The organism is Serratia sp. DD3 (assembly GCF_000496755.2).
Genome location: NZ_AYKS02000058.1, coordinates 1 through 19,266, shown reverse-complemented (window position 1 = coordinate 19,266; position 19,266 = coordinate 1). Strand labels below are relative to the sequence as shown.

The following is a 19,266-nucleotide window of genomic DNA, read 5'->3' as shown; positions in this document are numbered from 1 at the left end:
GTCGATTGAATTTACATACTCATCAAATTATTTAATTGCAGGATGGGTTGCAGGATCGCCAAAACGATAAACAACACCACTCCCGCCATACTCACCACCAGCAAAGGTTCAAACAACCCCAAGGCTAACTGCATTTGGGCGGCGAACTCCCGGTCCTGATTATCTGCTGCACGTTCCAGCATGCTATCCAGCTCACCACTGCGTTCACCACTGGCGATCATGTGGCGCATCATCGGGGGAAACAACCCGGTCATTTCCAAGGCCCGATGCAGGCTCACCCCTTCACGTACCGACTCAGTCGCTAATGACAACTGGTGGCGGGCATATTCATTGGTCAGCACTTCACCGCTGATGCGCATTGCCTGTAACAAGGGCACAGAGCTGGCATTGAGGATACTTAGCGTTCTGGCATAGCGTGCGGTATTGAGGCCGCGCATGATACGGCCAAGCACTGGCAGGCGTAGTAGCTGATGATGAAAAGCGGTGCGCCGCCCTTCATTGCGTAGCCCTATTCTCATCAGCAATATCCCCAGGAGTAACAGCAGCAACACCCAAGGGCCAAAAGTTCGAACCGCATCACTGGTCCCCATTAATAAACGGGTGGAGAGTGGTAACGCCTGTTTCATATGAATAAACTGTTCCACCACTTTGGGCACTACCGCAGAAAGCAGAATGGCGATCACACTTACGGCCACCAGCGTCAGCACGCAGGGGTAAATCATCGCTTGCATAATACGAGCGCGCATCTGTTGGCGCTGTTCGGTGTAATCTGCCAGCCGGTTCAGCACCAGGTCCAGATGGCCGGAGGCCTCACCCGCTGCCACCATCGCACAATACAAGCGCTCAAAACTGGTTGGATAACAGCCCATGGCTTCCGCCAAGGAGAAGCCCTCGAGGATTTTGGTGCGCACCGCCGCCATCAAGCTACGTTGGCGAGGTTTTTCACTCTGTTTTGCCACCGCATCCAGGGCTTCTTCTAATGGCAAGGAGGCCGCGACCAAGGTCGCCAACTGACGAGTCAACAACGCCAAGTCGGCGCTACTGACCCCTCGCCGCCAAGTGCGCCGCTGACCCCCTTGGGCTTGCTGGCGTTCGTCCTGCGTTTCTTCCAGGCTGACAGGCACCAGCCCTTGCTCACGCAATAACTGGCGGGCATGTCGGGCCGAATCGGCTTCTTGCAGCCCCCGCCGTTTTTTCCCGTGGTCGTCTAATGCCTGATAATGGAATAGCGCCATGTTATTCCTCTTCCAGAGACTGGTTTTCCGTCACGCGCACCACCTCTTCCCAACTGGTTTCACCCGCCAAGACCTTTTCCAGCCCACCCAGGCGTAATGTGGTGTATTCATTGCGCAGTTGACGGGCAATAGCGAATTCACTCTCTCCCCGGTGAATCGCTGCCCGTACTCGCTCGTCAACCAGTAGCAGTTCATGGATACCAGTACGTCCACGGTAACCGGTAAAGCTACATTGTGGACAGCCCTGCGGCTGCCAGAGTGGGGTTCCGGTGGGAATGCCCAGCTGTTCAGCTAATGCGCTATCGGCTTGATATTGTTGACGACAATCAGGGCAGAGGGTGCGGACCAGCCGTTGTGCTAATACCGCCAGCAAGGAGGTGGATAGCAGGAAAGGCTCTATCCCCATATCCTGTAAGCGCGATAACGCTCCCAGTGCGCTGTTGGTATGCAGTGTTGATAGCACCAGGTGCCCGGTTAATGAGGCTTGAACCGCAATCTGGGCAGTTTCGCTGTCACGGATCTCACCCACCAGTACCACGTCGGGGTCTTGACGCAAAATAGCGCGCAAGCCACGGGCAAAGGTCATATCCACCTTGGGGTTGACCTGAGTCTGACCAATGCCATCAAGTTCATATTCGATGGGGTCTTCGACGGTCATGATATTGCGTTCACTGGCATTGAGCCGACTCAAGGCCGCATAAAGCGTGGTGCTCTTACCGGAGCCCGTGGGGCCGGTGACCAGGATAATGCCATGTGGCCGCCTGATCAGCTCATCGATCTGTTGCTGATTCTGTGATGACATGCCCAGCGTGGCCAGATCCAGGCTGACACTGTTTTTATCCAGTAAACGCAGAACAATCCGCTCGCCATAATTGGAAGGTAAGGTGGAAACCCGCACATCAATGGCTCGCCCACCGATGCGTAGCGCCATGCGTCCATCCTGCGGTATGCGTTTTTCAGCGATATCCAGCCGGGCCATGACTTTGATACGCGAGATCAGCAAAGACGCCAACCGCCGCTGTGGCCGCAGGATTTCGCGTAACACGCCATCGACCCGAAAGCGAATCTGTAAATGGCGTTCATAGGTTTCGATGTGGATATCCGACGCTTTATCTTTAATCGCCTCGGTTAACATGGCATTGATCAGGCGGATAATGGGGGCATCATCATCGGCATCCAGCAAATCATCGCTATCAGGCAACTCTTCCGCCAAAGTATAAAAATCCATTTCATTGCCGATATCGGTCATTAAACGCCGGGCTTCTTTTGAGTCACGCTGGTAGCTCAGTACCAACTGCTGCTCAAATTCCTCACTCGACACAGTACTGATATTCAGGTCACACCCGGCAACTCTACGCGCTTCAAGCAAGGCACTGGCTGCCGTCTCTGCCACGCGCAGCACTCGGCACCCGGTGTCATCCTGCAGCAATAAAATACGCTGAGCGCGCGCGTAGGCAAAAGGCAACTGCGGGCGTAACTCATTGACGCCCTCCAGCAGTGTGCTCATCGTCCCCCCTGTGGATAGAAGGCGCGGATCGCCGCATTAACCTGGTTGAACGTGGCCCCATTTTGGTCTGGTGGTAACTTCAAGACATCGTTGGTGAGCGTGGTGCTGGTGCTCTCTTTGCCCCGCTGTTGTTCCTGCTCTTGGTTAAAGGCCTGATATTTGTCTGCTGAGGCACCACGAAACTGATCACGATCGCGGATGATGGTTGGGCGGATAAACAGCATCAGGTTACGCTTGGAGACCTGTTTGCTGGTGGAGCGGAACAGATAACCCAGCACCGGGATATCCCCCAGTAACGGCACTTTGTCGTTGCTTTCGCGCACTGATTTATCCAGCAACCCGCCGACCACTACGGTTTCGCCACTACCCACCAACACCGCATTAGTCACCGTCCGGGTATTAAAGGTGGCCCCCAGATCGGCACTGCTGCTGGAGGCAGAATCTGCCACACTGGAAACCTCCTGCTCAATTTCCATCAGCACCGAGTCCCCTTCATTGATTTGCGGCTTGACCTTGAGCTTAATACCGACCGTTTTACGCTCCACGGTGTTGAAAATATTATCCCCTGACGTGGTGCGTGAACCGGAGAGCACCGGGACTTCCTGACCCACATTGAACGTGGCTTCCATATTATCCAGTGTGACAATACTCGGTGTTGCTAAGATGTCATTTTTGCTAGTGCTGGAAAGGGCCGTCAGCAACATGGCCCAATTGCCCCGATAAAAACCGGCAGCGATACCGCTAAAGCTATTAATGGCACTGGCAAAGGCATTATTAATCGTGCCATCCTGGTTGTATTGATTGACACCCGCAATCGCGGTGGTGATCGGTAGGCCGGTATTGGTGAACTGCGTCATGCCCGCATTTTTGTTGGCCCACTGGATCCCCAGATTCAAGCCGTCAGCGTCTTGCACTTCGGCAATAATGGCTTCCACCAGTACCTGCGGACGGCGGATATCCAATTGGTTGATCACATTCTCCAGGTCACGCATCACATCTGGCGCGGCGGTGACGATCAGTGAGTTGGTTTGTTCGTGGGCTTTAATGGTGACGTCTTTTAGCAGTGCGACCGTGGGTTTGGCACCCTTTTGGTCGTTTTGAATACCCGCGCTGACGCCAGTTAAGACCTCAACTAAATCGGTGGATTTGGCATACTTGAGATAAATCACTTTGGTATTGCCCTGTACCGACTGCTTGCGGTCCAGTTGTTTGATCATGGCGATAATACGCTGACGGGAGTTGGGTTCCCCACTCACCAATACTGCGTTGGTTCGTTCATCCGCGACCAGGGTAGCCGTCATTGAACCCGGCGCGGCTGATTTACTGGTATCTTTTGTTAATTCGGTGACCTGTTTGACCACCTCAGCGGCAGACGCATACTCCAGCGGGACGGTGACCACATTGCGGTCGCCAACCTTGTCAACCCGCTCAACAATCTCCATCAGACGTTTGATCACTGCCGCCCGACCGGTCATCAACAACACGTTAGAGGGGTCGTAGTGCACCACACTGCCTGCCCCGGCATTGTCATTCAATTGACGCAGTAACGGTGCCAGGTCGCGAGCGGACACGTTATGAACGGGGACCACTCGCGTCACTACTTCATCACCTTCCCCGGGTTGGGCATCGCTGGCGACCGGCACGGCTGCTGTTTTGGCATCTTTGGAACGCACCACTTTGAGTACGCCGTTATTCATATCCACTACGGCAAACCCGTAAACATCTAATACACTGAGGAAAAACTGATAATATTGCTGCTCATTGAGCATATCGTAACTGCGAACGGTGATCGTGCCACGCACCGCAGGATCGATAATCACCGTTTTATTCAGATTCTTGCTGACGGTGTTAATAAACTCCTGGATATCGGTTCCCTTGAAGCTGGCTGAAAACTCAGCACTCCAGCCCTGTCTGACGCCCAACAACAGCGCAACCAGCACCACGATGCGTAAGCGACTGATTATTTTTGCATTCAACAATTAGTTATCTCCAAGAGAAATATAGATATCCTGTAACTGACCACCCCGTTCAACGGTAAGGTTCAGTTCACTCAGTTCTGAAAGCTGTTTCAGTGCCTGTTGAGCTTGCTGGGCATCGCGCAAATCCAGCCCATTTAATGCGACGGCAAGATCGTTGTCCTGCAGCCCGACCTTGCGAAATAATTCCCCTTGTTTACCGGGGCTCAGGCGGTAGCCAGTGAGCTTGTTATCCACCATCACCGGCGAGATAGTCAGGTAATCAAGAATGTTTTGTGGTTGCTTGAGCAGTTGCGCCTTGAGCTGGGACGCTGAGGGGGATTGTTCATTTTTTTTAACCGCTACGGGTTGTTCACTAAATAGCAACAAAGACTCATAACGCCCCTGATAAGAGATCACCACCCGATCGGCAAAAATAGAGGCAATTCGGGCATCATAACCGGGTACCTGATCCCCCATGCCAAGGCTGAATTGCTTGTTATCTTTGGCGATAATCGCGATGGAGCGTTCTGCATTGGCGCTGGCAACAATACCGGTCAGGTTGATTTTTAAAGAAGAAGGTGGTGCGTTGAGTAGCGTATCGCTAGATGCCGAAGTCACCGTGCTTGAAGAGACGGAGGGCGAAGTCCCAAACAGGGTAAAGCGAGTACTGTCTGACGGAGTACTCGCGTTAGTTTTGGCAGGCGTCAACGGCGCTTTGGATAGTTGCACATGGGATATTTCGGGCGATAGCCACCATTGCCAGGTCAACAAGGCGAGCTGGTTACAAATCAGCAGAGAGACGACACACATCACCCAACGTGGTGTTAACAGCCTGAATGTAGATTCTTTTATTGCTAACAACATCACCGAAAATCGCATTACGCTTTCCTTAGCTGGCCTCCTGATAGCTGCCACTGGTCTATACTCGTCATGTATCCAATCTGCTTGGGTGTAGGTAGCATCTTGAATACATAACTGAGTTTGTTAGCTATCTCAACCTCAACGCTAAGGTCTTCATTGAGTTTCCTCACCTATGGCTATTGGGGTACCCATCACACGGAACTCTCTGACAGAGATTATTCCCGCGCCAAAAGGAGGAAGCAAGACCAAACGGACATATCGAGCCTCAATAGGATCAATCTTATGAGTGTTTCGCCCAACAGGACTATCATCTTCGGTCACAATTGTTTCCCAATTATGACGGTCGTTACTTATATCTATGCGATATGTTTTGGTGTTATAGACAGCCAAGTTGTGTTGATACAATTCAAAATACTTCAAACTGTAGTTACCTTGCAAATCTATCTCAAGTGTCTCATCAGAGCTATTTGAGGCATGGCGCTGCCATCCGGTAGCATTGACGATGTCATTGACAGCTAGGAAAGGATTACCATAACCAAATCGAGTAGCGTTGGCGGATACTGGTTTGTCCTTGGCAACATTCGAAAGCACTGGACTATTATCGCAAATTCCATGCTTCACCATTGCCTTAAACCAGTTATAGGCGTATTTAGCATCCCCGTTTGCATTCGGGTGAGTCGCATCAACATGATCAGAACCCACCGCGATATTGAAATCAACCGAATGGTCCACAAAGATTACGTCTGATTTTGAGGCAAATTCGGCTATCGAATCATTGAATACTTTCATGCTGGGGATATCTGGTCGTATGTTCGGGTAACGACCAAGAAAAATCTTGGACTCAGGATTTTTGTTACGTATTTTCACGATGATGCTACTCAAGCTATTGAGCACAACGTTTGGAGCAATACGGAGCGCTTGTATATCATTGGCACCTAGCATCATGAGAACCACATCTGGACGGGCGGTATCCATCCAAGTATTAATATACGAGGTATTTACTGTAGCGGCAGTAACTCCCCAAATCGCTGAGTGGCGAGAAACTACCGAGGGCAACGTATCCCCGAAAGCCCCAACCCAGTCTATATCACAAGCAACAGAACGGGCCTGCTGAGCAAGCTGGGCGCGATAGTTATGAGTAGAAAACCCGGCAGTCACGGAATCACCCAGCGCCATTACGCGAAGCGGCTCAGCATGAAGATGCTGCACCCCCAACAAGAACAGCGCAAGCGGAAAGATTTTTACAAGTTTAGATATATGACTTTTCATCGTTATTCCTTAACAAGATTCCCTTACAAGCACGAGAAATTTTTGACGTTACCCTTAGTTAGCATAATAACAGTATAAGTATAACGGCGTTAATGGGGTTGAGGACAGGGAGTGGGACTGTAATTAAAATGGCGTAACTGCCTGTTTAATTAGATTGTCGCCCCACGGACTGAGCAGCACGTCGGCTGCGTAGAATTCCCTTGAGGGTTACTCATGCAAAACGTTATTCTTACATTCAATTTTCTTGAGGATATGTGCTTCAGCATCAGAATATTCTCATCAAAGGGAATGATAAAGAACCCGACATCTCAGGTCAAGTATTCATTATGTTAACTGGCGTGTAAATCTCCGATTAAGAAAGAAAACACTGTGCGATTTGTTCCAACTACTGTTGGAATTCAATGTCACTTTCTGGTGTACTGGCGGTTACAGGGCTTACAAGGACGCTCTGCCTACGGCGAAGCATATCGTTGGCAAGCTTTATACACAGCATATTGAGCGTGAAAATCTGACGTTGAGTAACCGACTGAAACGCCTCAATCGTAACACCTCGGTGTATTCAAGATCATCCTGCAAACCTGGCAGGATCATCGGTACTTTAATGGAACGCGAGTATTACGTTTGACGCGCTATCAACTCATTGAATATATGCCGTATTTGAAATTATCTAATATTCGAATCACAAAAGTTTATTCTGTTATTCTACTGCGGTCTGCTGCTTCATATATTAGAATGATTACGCTCGTAGTCAAAAAATATTAAATATTTGTGAATCACATATTGAAACATTTTTTACTTTCCATCGTCAGTGCTGGTACATCAATATCGGTTCAATGCTCTTGACCTGTGCCCACTGAAAAGATAGCGTTTTATTGCCCCGGTTAACCGATTGTACCTAATCGATGACTGGGTAGATGATGATTAATCAAAGGATCAGGGACGTGAACCATAAATCGGAATCAGATCCACAAGCCAGTGTACCCTCTGCCAAGGGGCTGTTTATCCCGGGTTATCTGTTACCCATCTACGCATTGTTATTGGTGGCGTTCGGTTGGTTTTCAGGTCAGTTCTGGCGTAACAATGAGGCGCACGCGGCACCGGTATTGACACAGGTTGCTTCCCCCGCAGCGCCACATACAGCAACAGTAAAGCCCGCAGTGGCTAAGGCGGTTATCGAACCGGCACCAGTGCATGATGCTGATAAACCGGTAAAACCAGTTGCGCCAAAACCAGTCGAATCAAAAGAAGTGATACCCCCGTTGCCCAGTGATGAAGTAGCCCCATTGAAATACAGTGCTCATGTCTACTCCTCAGAAGATGATGAACGCAGCATCACCTTGAACGGGCAGCGCTACCAAGAAGGGGAGAGCCCTGCGCCTAACCTCACCATTGAACAGATTCAACAGGATGCGACGGTATTCAACTTTAATGGCGAGGTATTCACACTCATCGCGCTAGAGGATTGGCCTGGCGGTAAGGTTGATAAAGCAGGCCTTACCGCAGCAGACGCAGAATAACCTGCCGTATTAAACTGGATGCACAGGGTTGAGCATCACAATCACACTAAATGTTGCTTGCTGCACGCAGCTCATCGGCAAAGGGTGCTAACAGGCTGTTAAAGCTGCTGCATTTGGTTTGCTCTGGCGTGTTGTCTCTTATCAATCCTTGATAAATGGCCTCACTACGCTGCGGCAGCATGCCATAATCAGCGGTATTCCACCCCCGCTTTTTAGCCACTTGATAGGCTGCTTTGTTAATCACATCATCGCTAGGTAAATCGCTACGATTACATTTATATTTCAGATATTTGGTTCCGGCAACCACCGAAGCCAATTGTTCTACTTGCTCGTTAGCAGTAGCCGGACCTTTTTGCAAAGAAGAACGGGGTTGTTGACAACCGGTAATTCCCAGCACTAACAACAAGGGCATAAGGCGAAAAACTAGAGATAATCGCATGATAATCACTATGTTCTTTGGGTTAAGAGCTTTCTATTCTAACAATTCCACCCATGCTGTCACTAAATTGAGCGAAATGTTTTTCTATCTCCGCTGAAAGGACGACTCACAGGAGTTAGGGCGATACCAGCGATTAAACATTAACCTCATCTTCTAAAGCACTCGCACTTAAACCGATAACCCGCAACTCAGATGGGTTTCTCTTCATCCGCATTGCCACTGGGTGGGGGTTAATGGCGTGGGGTGCTATTTCTGCCCACCGGTAATTTTAGCGGGCTTGAGTATAAATAACTGACGCGGTTGTTAACATCTGCTAGGGTCTTGAGATCTGGACAAGATAAAGCAAGGATAACCAGTCTTGCTTGGTGTTGGCAAAGATATCCAGAATCACTTCATCAGTCGCCGGTAGGTAGCGAAAAAGGCAAATATATTTGCCAGTCGGGTCAAGCCATCGATGTAATCTAACACCGAGTAGCAATGCTGTTTGGTCGATGGGATATTGCAGGGGATTGGCCTCAATATCGACGATAGCCTTCTCCAGAAGGTTAGAGACAAAGTCTTCAGCTTCACTGAGAGGTATTCTTTCCGCCTTAAATGATTGGATGATATTTAGGGTTTGTTCTGTTATCTGAGTAGTTAAAGCTATCGCCATTATAGCTCCCTATTATTTAACTTGTGCGCTCGTCTCCGGGCTAACAGGTCCCGAGCTGAGTTATGATGGCCTTGTTCATAATCATGCTGAGATAGGCTGACCAGTTTCAGCATGGCATTGACTTGTTGCTGTTGATGGCGTTCTATTAGTTCTTCTTCGCGTTCTTCTGCAGTCTGAATAAATAGTTCGGCAACTCCGTTTTTGGTTACATAAACACCGCCTCTAAATTGCTCTGGTGTGCCAAGCATTTCACGGGCTGACTTCTGCGAAATCGTTGTCATCGGTTTTTCCTCTCTGTTTACTGGGTGAAAGTGTGCGCTGAGCGTCATTCCTTCTGAAGTCAGCATGCCGAAATGGTCATGATAGCAACTAGTAACCCTGTAGCTTGAATGACGAACGGCTTATACCGACTTTCATTTTGTAATATACCATTATAGGACAATGGGGGTAAATATTTATGATAAATTTTACCCCCCCTTTACTCTCACGTGTTCTTCACTGGATGGTTGATGAAGCCGGAAAAAACGCTCAGGTGCGTTCTGGTGTCCCTGGATAGCCTATTGAGAACGCTGATAAATATCAGGCCTAACAATTTGCCAGACAAAATTTTCACAGTTTACTGGGCTATACCCCACTTTTTCATACAGCCACGGGGCGCTAGAGGTGACTAACATAATTCTTCGTAGCCGAGCCATCACCGGGTGGGATTGGCAGCACTCCAGCAGCCAGCGCCCCAGTTTTTGTTGTTGCCAAGCTTCCAGAATATAGACGTCGCAGAGATAGCCGAAGGTGACGCCATCGGTCACCAGGCGAGCAAAACCAATTTGCTTATCCCTCTCAAAGAGCCCAAAACACAGGCTGTTATCGATGCTTTCTCTTACTGTATCAACATCAATGCCAGCGGCCCAGGTTGAACGAGTGAGGTATTGATGAATAGCTTCAATATCAAACTGTTTGCGATCGGTAGTGATAGTGTATGGCTGCTGACACCAGCTCTGCGTATTTTCCATTTTTTTATTCCCTCTTGAATAGATGTCATCAGCAAGCGCAACGCGTCGGTGGCTAACTGAACAGGCGAGAAACTGATAGACACGACAATATCATGGGTCTCTATACGGTCAATAATTTCCGCCACAGGCATCGTTTGGTGATGCTAAACCCTAAACCGCATTGTTGATTGTCAGTCATTCAGAACCGGTCATAAGTGAAATTTTTAATCCAAATAAAAGCCTGTGTGAAATGCCTTTTTAGCGTGGTTGATGCCAATAACCCCATTTGAAGGCATAAAAACCCACGGCTGATCACAATATTTAGGCTTTATTTTATTTCAAATTAAAATAGAATGTTTATTTCATTGTCCGTGGTTGGATAACAGTCACCTATCAACAGCGAGAGGTTTGGATGGAAACGGTAGCGAATTTTATTCATGGCGAATGTGTCAACGGTTCAGGCCAGCGAGTGCAGGCGATCTTTAACCCAGCTACCGGTGAGCAAATTCGTCAGGTGGCCATGAGCACGGTGCAGGAAACGCAGCAGGCGGTTGCGGCTGCCCAGCAGGCATTTCCGGCGTGGGCGCGTCAGTCACCGCTGAAACGGGCACGGGTGATGTTCCGTTTTAAAGCCTTGCTAGAACAGAACATGAACGCTCTGGCGCGGCTTATCAGTGAAGAGCATGGCAAAATTTACTCGGACGCCGTAGGGGAGCTGACACGCGGCCTGGAGGTGGTGGAGTTTGCCTGCGGGATCCCCCATCTGCAAAAAGGGGAGCACTCAGCCAATGTGGGCACCGGGGTGGATAGCCACTCCTTGATGCAACCGCTGGGGGTTTGTGTCGGGATCACGCCCTTTAATTTTCCGGCAATGGTACCGATGTGGATGTTCCCGATAGCGCTGGCCACCGGTAATACTTTTGTTCTTAAACCGTCGGAAAAAAATCCCTCTTTGGCCCTGTCGCTGGCACAACTGCTGAAACAGGCCGGCCTACCAGATGGTGTATTCAACGTGGTGCAAGGGGATAAGGAAGCGGTGGATGTGTTGCTCACCGATGAGCGTGTCCAGGCGGTGAGTTTTGTTGGTTCGACACCGATTGCGGAATATATCTATCAGACCGCCTCGGCGCACGGTAAGCGCTGCCAGGCGCTGGGGGGAGCAAAAAACCACTGTATTTTGATGCCGGATGCGGATATGGAGATGGCCACTAACGCCATTATGGGGGCGGCGTATGGTGCGGCGGGTGAACGCTGTATGGCGCTGTCGGTGGTGCTGGCGGTGGGTGATAAAACTGCAGATGATCTTTGTGCGCGGCTGGAAAAACAGATTGCCGAACTGAGGGTTGGACCTGGGTTGGACCAGACACCAGAAAATGAGATGGGGCCGCTGATCTCTTCGGCACATCGCAGTAAGGTTTTGGGTTATATCGATAGTGGTGAAGCGCAAGGGGCCAAGCTGAGAGTTGATGGTCGCCATTTTCACGTCAAACAGCATGAGCAGGGGTACTTTGTCGGTCCAACGTTATTCGATAACGTCACACCAGAGATGACCATCTATCAAGAGGAAATATTTGGCCCGGTGCTTGCTGTGGTACGTGTTGCCGATTACCACAGTGCGGTGGATTTGATTAATCGCCATGAATATGGCAACGGTACGGCGATCTTCACCCGTGACGGCGGTTGTGCGCGGTTATTCTGCCAGGAGGTACAGGCGGGCATGGTGGGGGTTAACGTGCCAATCCCGGTCCCGATGGCCTTTCACAGCTTTGGTGGCTGGAAGCGTTCCATTTTTGGTCCACTGAATGTCCATGGCAACGATGGCGTTCGTTTCTATACCCGGATGAAAACCGTCACCGCTCGCTGGCCGGACATGCAACAGGATAGTGGTGCCTCATTCTCCATGCCAACACTGGGTTAAAAGGTGAGTTGATAAAAATGGAACCGATGACCAAGGACGGTCAAGAGGGTGACGATGACAGCAAACCGTGTTTCCCCTGCTGCTGTCGGCGGATTTGGTTTACCACACCTTGAGCATTAATACGACTTCCTGATCAGCACTTACGATAGCTTCTATTCGGTATCTCGTTACTGGTGCGCATCAACTCTATTGGTGGCGGATACCCATATCGGGTTGATAGCGCTGATGGCTGCGTTCCCTCTCTGCCCCATTGGTTGGCATAATCGATATTTTCCCCCTAGGTCCTCATTTTTGAAATTTTTATTTCATCCACTGCCTGATTTGCGCTCATTAATCAAGCGATTTATGTTGTGATATTGATAACAAAACGCATCGAGAGTGTCATAAAAGTGTTAACCTCATCTCAAAATATCCTTTCTAATATTTATTAAAATAAAATGTATGTTTTATTTTGTGTGGTGGGTTCACTGTGTCGTGGTCAGATTTATTAAACCTCTATACCTCCTGCAATCCATCGTCCTTCGGGCAACAGTGAACATTGAGTATTGCACATTGAAAAACATACCCTACATAGAGAGAGATAATGATGAAAAAACTAATCTTGGCCGCCCTTATCGCAGTCACCTCTGGGGCGGCAATGGCCGAGAACGAACAAATTGTTTTCAGTACGCCGAATCTGGCCATGCCGTTTGAAGTTCATATGCAGCGTACCGCAGTCAAAGCCGCGAAAGAGATTGGCGTGAAGCTACAGGTCCTGGATGGTCAGGGCAGTTCGCCCAAGCAGGTTGCTGACCTGGAGAATGCCATTACTCGTGGTGCTCAGGGGTTTATTGTCTCACCCAATGATGTCAACGCCGTTTCCGATGCGATAGATGAAATTCAGGAGAGAGAATTGCCGGTGGTGACCCTTGACCGTTCCGTCGATAGCCAGAAGAAAGTGCCGCATTTCGGTGCCAATAACTACAACGGAGGGCTGGCGATTGGCGACTTTGTGAAAGCCAAATTTCCCGATGGTGCAGACATCATCCTGCTGACTGGGCAACCGGGCTCCTCTTCCAATATCGAGCGTACCAAAGGTATTCGCGACAGCCTGAAAGCCGGCGGTGAAAAGTATCGTATTGTCGCCGATCAGACCGGTAACTGGATGCGTTCTGAAGGAATGCGCATTGTAGAAAGTGTGCTGCCATCGCTGCCGAAGCGCCCGCAAGTGATCCTTTCGGCCAACGACGATATGGCGTTGGGGGCGATTGAAGCGTTGCAGGGGCAAGGGCTAAAACCGGGGGAAATTCTGGTAACCGGTTTTGACGCAGTACCGGAAGCCTTGGCACGTGTGCGCGATGGCTGGATGGTGCTGACGGCGGATCAGCGCCCCGGTTATGCGGTACAGACGGCGATGAGTCAACTGGTTGCCAACGTGCGTGAGAAGAAAGCCATCACCGGGGCAGATTACCCGCCATTGTTGATCACCAAAGAAACCCTACAGCAGGCTGAGCGCATTAGCGAAGCCGGGAACTGATTTGATCAAGGCCACTACGCTGGTGGTGGCCCTCACTAAAGAAGGTGCTGGACGATGTTGCGACCCTTACTGAAAGTGACCAACCTGGCGAAAAGCTTTTCCGGCGTCTGGGCGTTGAGTAATGCCCAGTTAACTGTGGCGAGCGGTGAAATTCATGCGCTGTTGGGTGAAAACGGAGCGGGAAAATCCACCCTGCTTAAGGCGTTGGCGGGTGCTCAGCCGCAAAGCAAAGGTGACATCTGGTTTAACGGGGAAACGCTGCCGCTGGGTGATTCGCCAGTAGAGCGGCAAAACAGGGGCATTATTACCATCTACCAAGAGTTTAACTTGCTGCCCAATATGAGTGTTGCGGAGAACATGTTTCTGGGGCGTGAACCGCGCAAAGGTAACCTGATTGTGGATGAAAAAGCGGTAAATCAGGAGGCGCAGGCGATCCTGGATCACCTGCAATTGAATATTGCGCCGACCACCGCGGTGGCGCGTTTGAGTGTGGCGCAACAGCAGATGGTGGAAATTGCCCGTGCACTGACGTTGAACGCCAAGCTGATCATTATGGACGAGCCTTCTGCGGCGCTGAGCGACAGTGAAGTAGAAAGCCTACATCGCGTGGTACGCGAACTCAAAGAGCGCGGTGTCAGCATTATTTACGTCACTCATCGTCTGCACGAAGTTTTCCAGCTCTGTGATCAGTTCACGGTATTTCAGGATGGCCGCTTCACCGGCAGCGGTAAGGTGGCCGACACCACGGTAGAGCAACTGATCCGCCTGATGGTGGGGCGTGATGTGGCGTTTAATCGCCGGCCACCCAGCGAAACGCATCATGAGCAGCAACCCATTCGCCTGGCAGTCAACGGGTTGTGCCGTGAAAAGCCACCACTGGATCCCCATGGTATTGCTTTGCATGACATTAGTTTCCATGTGCATGCCGGAGAAGTGCTGGGTATTGCTGGTTTGGTGGGGGCCGGGCGTACCGAAGTGGCGCGTTGCTTGTTTGGTGCCGATGGCTTTACCTCTGGAGCCTTTGAGCTTGATGGTGTGCCCTACCAGCCGAGTACCCCGATGTACGCACTGGATCAGGGTATCGCACTGGTGCCGGAAGATCGCAAAAAAGAGGGGGCGGTATTAGGGTTGTCGATCCGTGACAATCTGTCGCTCTCCAGCCTCTCCTCACTGTTGCGCTGGCGCTACTTTATCAATACCCGCAAAGAAGATGCACTGATTGACGCTTACCGTCAGGCACTGCAGATCAAAATGGTCGACAGTGAGCAGGAGGTCCGCAAGCTCTCTGGGGGTAATCAGCAAAAGGTGATCCTTGCCCGTTGTATGGCACTCAATCCGCGGGTGCTGATTGTCGATGAACCTACACGGGGTATTGATGTTGGCACCAAATCAGAAGTGCACCAGGTGCTGTTTGATATGGCGAAGCAGGGGGTGGCGGTTATCGTGATTTCATCCGATCTACCCGAAGTGATGGCCGTTTCTGATCGCATTATCACGCTGAGTGAAGGCCGGATGACCGGTGAGGTCCATGGTGATGATGCTACCGAAGAACGCCTGATGATGATGATGGCGATCAACCACCACTCCCTTAACGTGGCATAACGGAGTTTTCCATGACGCAGATGATTTCCAAAACCGAGACGGCAATAAAGCGCCCCGGGCATATCGACCTGATCGCTTTTTTCGAGCGTTTTGGTGTGTTGATTTTTATGATCTTGCTGCTGATTTTTTTCCAGTTGCAGAACAGTAATTTCCTGTCTGAACGTAATATTTTCAATATTCTGACCGAGGTATCCATCTACGGCATCTTGGCCGTGGGGATGACGTTTGTCATTCTGACCGCCGGGATCGACCTGTCTGTCGGGTCTATTCTGGCGGTTTGTGCCATGACCGCTGCCTACATTATTAAAGGTGATAACTTTACCACCGCTGACCCTAACGCTTGGGGGGGCATGAGTTGGCTGATTGGGCTGAGTATCTGCCTGGCGATGGGGACATTGATTGGTTTTCTGCATGGTCTTGGGGTCACTCGCCTGCGGTTGCCACCGTTTATTGTCACGCTGGGAGGTATGACTATTTGGCGTGGCCTGACGCTGGTGATTAACGATGGGGCGCCGATTGCCGGTTTCGATGCGGGTTACCGTTGGTGGGGTCGTGGCGAATTATTGGGTATCTCAATCCCTATCTGGATCTTTGCACTGGTGGCCATTGGTGGCTATCTGGCGTTGCATAAAACGCGCTGGGGGCGTTTTGTTTATGCCATCGGCGGTAACCCAGAAGCGGCGCGGCTTGCTGGGGTGAATGTGAAACGCGTGTTGGTCAGTGTTTATGTGCTGATTGGCTGCCTGGCTGGGCTGGCGGGTTTTATCCTCAGTGCCCGTCTGGGGAGTGCTGAAGCGGTGGCTGGGATCTCTTTTGAGTTGCGGGTGATCGCATCGGTAGTGATTGGTGGTACCTCACTGATGGGGGGATATGGGCGTATCACTGGCACCATCATCGGTTCCATCATTATGGGGGTCCTGATTAATGGCTTGGTATTAATGAATGTGTCCGCGTACTACCAGCAGATTATCACTGGCCTGATTATTGTATTGGCGGTGGCCTTTGACACCTATGCCAAGAGCCGTCGCGGTGCATTATAAGGGGGGGGGATGAAACCAGTACGTATTGGATTGATTGGTACCGGGTATATCGGTAAGGCACATGCGATTGCTTATGCTCAGGCACCCACGGTGTTCAGCCTGCGAGGCAAGTTGATACGGGAAATGGTGGCTGAGGTGACGCCAGAGCTGGCAGCAGAGCGGGCGCAGGCGTTTGGCTTCAACCGTTCTACCGGCGACTGGCGTACTTTGGTGGCTGATCCACACATCGATGTTGTAGATATTTGTGCGCCAAACCATCTGCATAAACAGATGGCGCTGGCGGCGATCCACCATGGTAAACATGTGTACTCGGAAAAACCGCTGGCGCTGAATGCCCATGATGCGCGCGAAATGGTGGATACAGCAAAACAGGCGGGGGTCAAAACCTTGGTGGGGTTCAATTATATGAAGAACCCGACGGCGGCGCTGGCGAAAGAGATTATCGCCGGTGGTGAGATTGGCGAAGTCATCCACTTCTATGGAACCCATAATGAAGACTATATGGCTGATCCACTTTCCCCCATTCATTGGCACTGTTTCAAAGAAACTGCCGGGTTGGGGGCTTTGGGGGATCTGGCGGCACACATTGTCAATATGGCGCACTACCTGGTAGGTGACATCCTGCAAGTTTGTGGTGATTTAAAGATTGTTGTTCCTGAGCGTCCGGCTTATGTCGGCGCAACACAACGGGTGACGGTGGAAAATGAAGACCAGGCGCATGCGATGGTGCGTTTTGCTAACGGCGCACAAGGCGTGATTGAAACCTCCCGTATCGCTTGTGGCCGTAAAATGGGACTGTCTTACGTTATCACCGGTACCAAAGGGGCTATCCGTTTCACTCAGGAGCGTATGGCAGAACTACAGCTTTATCTGCATGACGACCCGGTTAATCGCCAGGGGTTCCGCACACTGCTGGTGGGGCCAGAACATCCGGAATATGCTGCATTTTGCATGGGGGCCGGACATGGCATCGGCTTTAACGATCAAAAGGCGGTAGAAGTGCGTGACTTAGTGGATGGCATCGCGGCTGATATGCCAATGTGGCCGGACTTCGAAGAGGGCTGGAAGGTATCGCGGGTGCTGGATGCGATCGCTCTTTCCCACCGTGAAGGGCGCTGGCTGAACGTGATTGATATTGTTTGACGAGATATCAACTGGGAAAAGCCGTTTGATGCGTTAGGTATGGATCGTGCTGTGCTTGCCCGATGAAAATGCCCCCTCTTCAGTTGGGTATCCCACTGAAGAGGGGGCAGGCGCGATATCAATATAGTAAATGGTTGATGGTTTTTTATTTGGCAGGGGGAATTTGTCGGGCCGTATCGATAGGGTAAAGTGTTTCACATTTCACCTTATCATTATCTAATTTATCACAACGTTGTGCGACTTCTGATGATTTGGATGCGGTTGCTTCATCAGTAATGTAAATGAACTGATTGGGTCGGCAGACGATATTTTTTGTTTTGAGGAACTGTATATAACCCTCATTGGTTAAATTCATCTCGTTTTTATTAACATAGACAGTACATTGATCCATATTAGCGATTCTAATATGCGAGCTGACGAAAACCTGTTCTCGTCTATAGTTACTGGCTAGATAGATTAATAAAAAGGCAATCAGCAGCAATAGCATGGGGTTGATGATAATAAACCGGCCATTAATTCTGAATAACAGTGCCCGGCTTTTTTTTAACAGCCCTTTATTATGGCGGGTAGGATTCGGTACCTCATTCTTATCTACCCTTTTTTCTATATCATTTTCTTGCTCGAAGTTAATGGGAGCCGCTGTCTCTGTGGTGGCGGTTTCAACAGTCTCTGAGGTAGTAGTTTCAACATCTAAAACCTGTACCGTACCACAGAATAAAAGACCTTTTTTAGGGACGGTTTTGATGACTTCTTCTTTGATGCCAGCACTCACTAACCCCCTTCTTAACAGTGATACGTTCTGATAAAAGGTATTGTTAGTGACATAACGCCCTTGACTCTGCCAGGCAAAGGCAAAAAAATCCTGCTGACTAATGACTTTCCCGGGGTTTGATAATAATAGTTGCAAGCATCGACTGGCTGGAATATTTAAAATAGTTTCATTCCCTTTTTTCCCGTTCGGCAGCAGCCGATGTTGCTCCGGGATGTAAGTAACCAAGTCGTTAATAACAAATTTTGTCATTTTTTTTAACCAACCACAGTTATTTTTATCAAGAGTAACTGATTTCACTTCAATTATAGTAAAAAAAATAGTTATGTATACCACGCCGATTCAAGTTTTCGCCAGAGAGTGGCACTCAACGCTCCTTGAGGTATGGGCAGCAAGCGACTGAACGGGGTAACTAGCGGCATGACTGCGATTTGTATCAATTTAGTTCTCGGCGGTTTATGAGCAATGGTGCAAACCTGACTGAGCAGGGAGGGCTATCAGGGGAGGATTTATTCAGCTCAGGGAGCTCAGAGATCCCCTCATTTTTAGAGACTCAAATAATGCCAAGTGTGCGGGTATATAACCGATGCTGCCTCAGGTAATAAGTAAACTTCTCCATCAACAATATCGCGTAGGCTTCTTTCATTTTAGGCAGTAATTGATAGTAGATAACACCTTGTCGGAAAAATGAATATGTTCGGCTTTTGCTGGTATTGACCTTGATCGTTCGCTCCAGACCCGCGCTGTCTCCTGCCTTGCCCAGCAGCGTCAACAGGACTATCGCCAGCGCACTGAACAGAAATAATCGATCGCGTCTTGCCGGATTTTTGATCCGAACCTGACCCATTCCC

Annotated in this window: 17 protein-coding genes and 1 pseudogene; 7 read left to right on the top strand and 11 right to left on the bottom strand. The window is 50.0% G+C overall.

All coding sequences use genetic code 11. The features are described 5' to 3' along the window. Positions 1 to 11 precede the first annotated feature (11 nt). The 5 genes from gspF to IO95_RS10650 all read right to left on the bottom strand — a co-directional run bounded on the left by gspF (position 12) and on the right by IO95_RS10650 (position 6,830). A complete protein-coding gene (gene gspF / locus IO95_RS10670) occupies positions 12 to 1,235 on the bottom strand; it encodes a type II secretion system inner membrane protein GspF (RefSeq protein WP_023489898.1) in 1,224 nt (407 codons plus the stop codon). Between the two features lies 1 nt (position 1,236). Continuing rightward, a complete protein-coding gene (gene gspE, locus IO95_RS10665; RefSeq protein WP_023489897.1) occupies positions 1,237 to 2,742 on the bottom strand; it encodes a type II secretion system ATPase GspE in 1,506 nt (501 codons plus the stop codon). Further along, on the bottom strand, positions 2,739 to 4,688 hold the full coding sequence (gene gspD, locus IO95_RS10660) for a type II secretion system secretin GspD (RefSeq protein WP_235186763.1): 1,950 nt from the start codon (positions 4,686 to 4,688) through the stop codon (positions 2,739 to 2,741). The genes gspE and gspD overlap by 4 nt, the downstream gene beginning before the upstream one ends. A 33-nt stretch (positions 4,689 to 4,721) precedes the next feature. Then, positions 4,722 to 5,579 (bottom strand): type II secretion system protein GspC, encoded by an 858-nt coding sequence (gspC, locus tag IO95_RS10655; protein WP_023489895.1) that lies wholly within the window; start codon positions 5,577 to 5,579, stop codon positions 4,722 to 4,724. Between the two features lie 135 nt (positions 5,580 to 5,714). Continuing rightward, positions 5,715 to 6,830, bottom strand: coding sequence for a GDSL-type esterase/lipase family protein (locus IO95_RS10650; protein WP_037385253.1), 1,116 nt, complete (start codon positions 6,828 to 6,830; stop codon positions 5,715 to 5,717). 319 nt (positions 6,831 to 7,149) lie between these two features. Between IO95_RS10650 and IO95_RS24060 the strand changes: the two genes are divergently transcribed. Continuing rightward, positions 7,150 to 7,455 carry an IS1 family transposase gene (locus tag IO95_RS24060; protein ID WP_081878553.1) on the top strand — a complete coding sequence of 102 codons (306 nt, stop codon included), beginning with the start codon at positions 7,150 to 7,152 and terminating at the stop codon, positions 7,453 to 7,455. Positions 7,456 to 7,771: 316 nt separating this feature from the next. Continuing rightward, entirely contained in the window at positions 7,772 to 8,347 is a 576-nt protein-coding gene (gene gspB, locus IO95_RS10645; protein ID WP_023492405.1) for a type II secretion system assembly factor GspB, read from the top strand. 46 nt (positions 8,348 to 8,393) lie between these two features. Here gspB and gspS read toward each other — a convergent pair whose 3' ends face one another. From gspS to IO95_RS10625, 4 genes are all read right to left on the bottom strand, one after another. Then, positions 8,394 to 8,786: a type II secretion system pilot lipoprotein GspS gene (gspS, locus tag IO95_RS10640; RefSeq protein ID WP_037385249.1), complete on the bottom strand. Its 393-nt coding sequence runs from the start codon at positions 8,784 to 8,786 to the stop codon at positions 8,394 to 8,396. Between the two features lie 313 nt (positions 8,787 to 9,099). Continuing rightward, entirely contained in the window at positions 9,100 to 9,438 is a 339-nt protein-coding gene (locus tag IO95_RS10635) for a hypothetical protein (RefSeq protein WP_037385247.1), read from the bottom strand. Beyond that, positions 9,438 to 9,719, bottom strand: a complete 282-nt coding sequence (locus IO95_RS10630) for a hypothetical protein (RefSeq protein WP_037385246.1) — start codon at positions 9,717 to 9,719, stop codon at positions 9,438 to 9,440. Before IO95_RS10630 ends, IO95_RS10635 begins: the two co-directional genes overlap by 1 nt. 276 nt (positions 9,720 to 9,995) lie before the next feature. Beyond that, positions 9,996 to 10,448 (bottom strand): GNAT family N-acetyltransferase, encoded by a 453-nt coding sequence (locus IO95_RS10625; protein WP_023491087.1) that lies wholly within the window; start codon positions 10,446 to 10,448, stop codon positions 9,996 to 9,998. 391 nt (positions 10,449 to 10,839) lie between these two features. Here IO95_RS10625 and IO95_RS10620 point away from each other — a divergent pair, with 391 nt between their 5' ends. From IO95_RS10620 to IO95_RS10600, 5 genes are all read left to right on the top strand, one after another. Beyond that, positions 10,840 to 12,345: a CoA-acylating methylmalonate-semialdehyde dehydrogenase gene (locus IO95_RS10620; protein ID WP_023491088.1), complete on the top strand. Its 1,506-nt coding sequence runs from the start codon at positions 10,840 to 10,842 to the stop codon at positions 12,343 to 12,345. A 586-nt stretch (positions 12,346 to 12,931) separates the two neighbouring features. Beyond that, the gene (locus IO95_RS10615) at positions 12,932 to 13,861 is read left to right on the top strand and encodes a substrate-binding domain-containing protein (protein WP_037385266.1); all 930 of its coding nucleotides are present in this window, start codon (positions 12,932 to 12,934) and stop codon (positions 13,859 to 13,861) included. Between the two features lie 54 nt (positions 13,862 to 13,915). Continuing rightward, positions 13,916 to 15,463, top strand: a complete 1,548-nt coding sequence (locus IO95_RS10610) for a sugar ABC transporter ATP-binding protein (RefSeq protein ID WP_023491091.1) — start codon at positions 13,916 to 13,918, stop codon at positions 15,461 to 15,463. 11 nt (positions 15,464 to 15,474) lie between these two features. Then, positions 15,475 to 16,503 (top strand): ABC transporter permease, encoded by a 1,029-nt coding sequence (locus IO95_RS10605; RefSeq protein ID WP_023491092.1) that lies wholly within the window; start codon positions 15,475 to 15,477, stop codon positions 16,501 to 16,503. 9 nt (positions 16,504 to 16,512) lie between these two features. Further along, positions 16,513 to 17,646 (top strand): Gfo/Idh/MocA family protein, encoded by a 1,134-nt coding sequence (locus IO95_RS10600; RefSeq protein ID WP_023491093.1) that lies wholly within the window; start codon positions 16,513 to 16,515, stop codon positions 17,644 to 17,646. Between the two features lie 145 nt (positions 17,647 to 17,791). Here the strand turns inward: IO95_RS10600 and IO95_RS23480 are convergent, their stop codons facing one another. Continuing rightward, positions 17,792 to 18,667 carry a winged helix-turn-helix domain-containing protein gene (locus IO95_RS23480; RefSeq protein ID WP_051791188.1) on the bottom strand — a complete coding sequence of 292 codons (876 nt, stop codon included), beginning with the start codon at positions 18,665 to 18,667 and terminating at the stop codon, positions 17,792 to 17,794. Positions 18,668 to 18,968: 301 nt separating this feature from the next. Continuing rightward, a pseudogene (locus tag IO95_RS10590) lies at positions 18,969 to 19,266 on the bottom strand (IS4 family transposase); the annotation flags it as partial.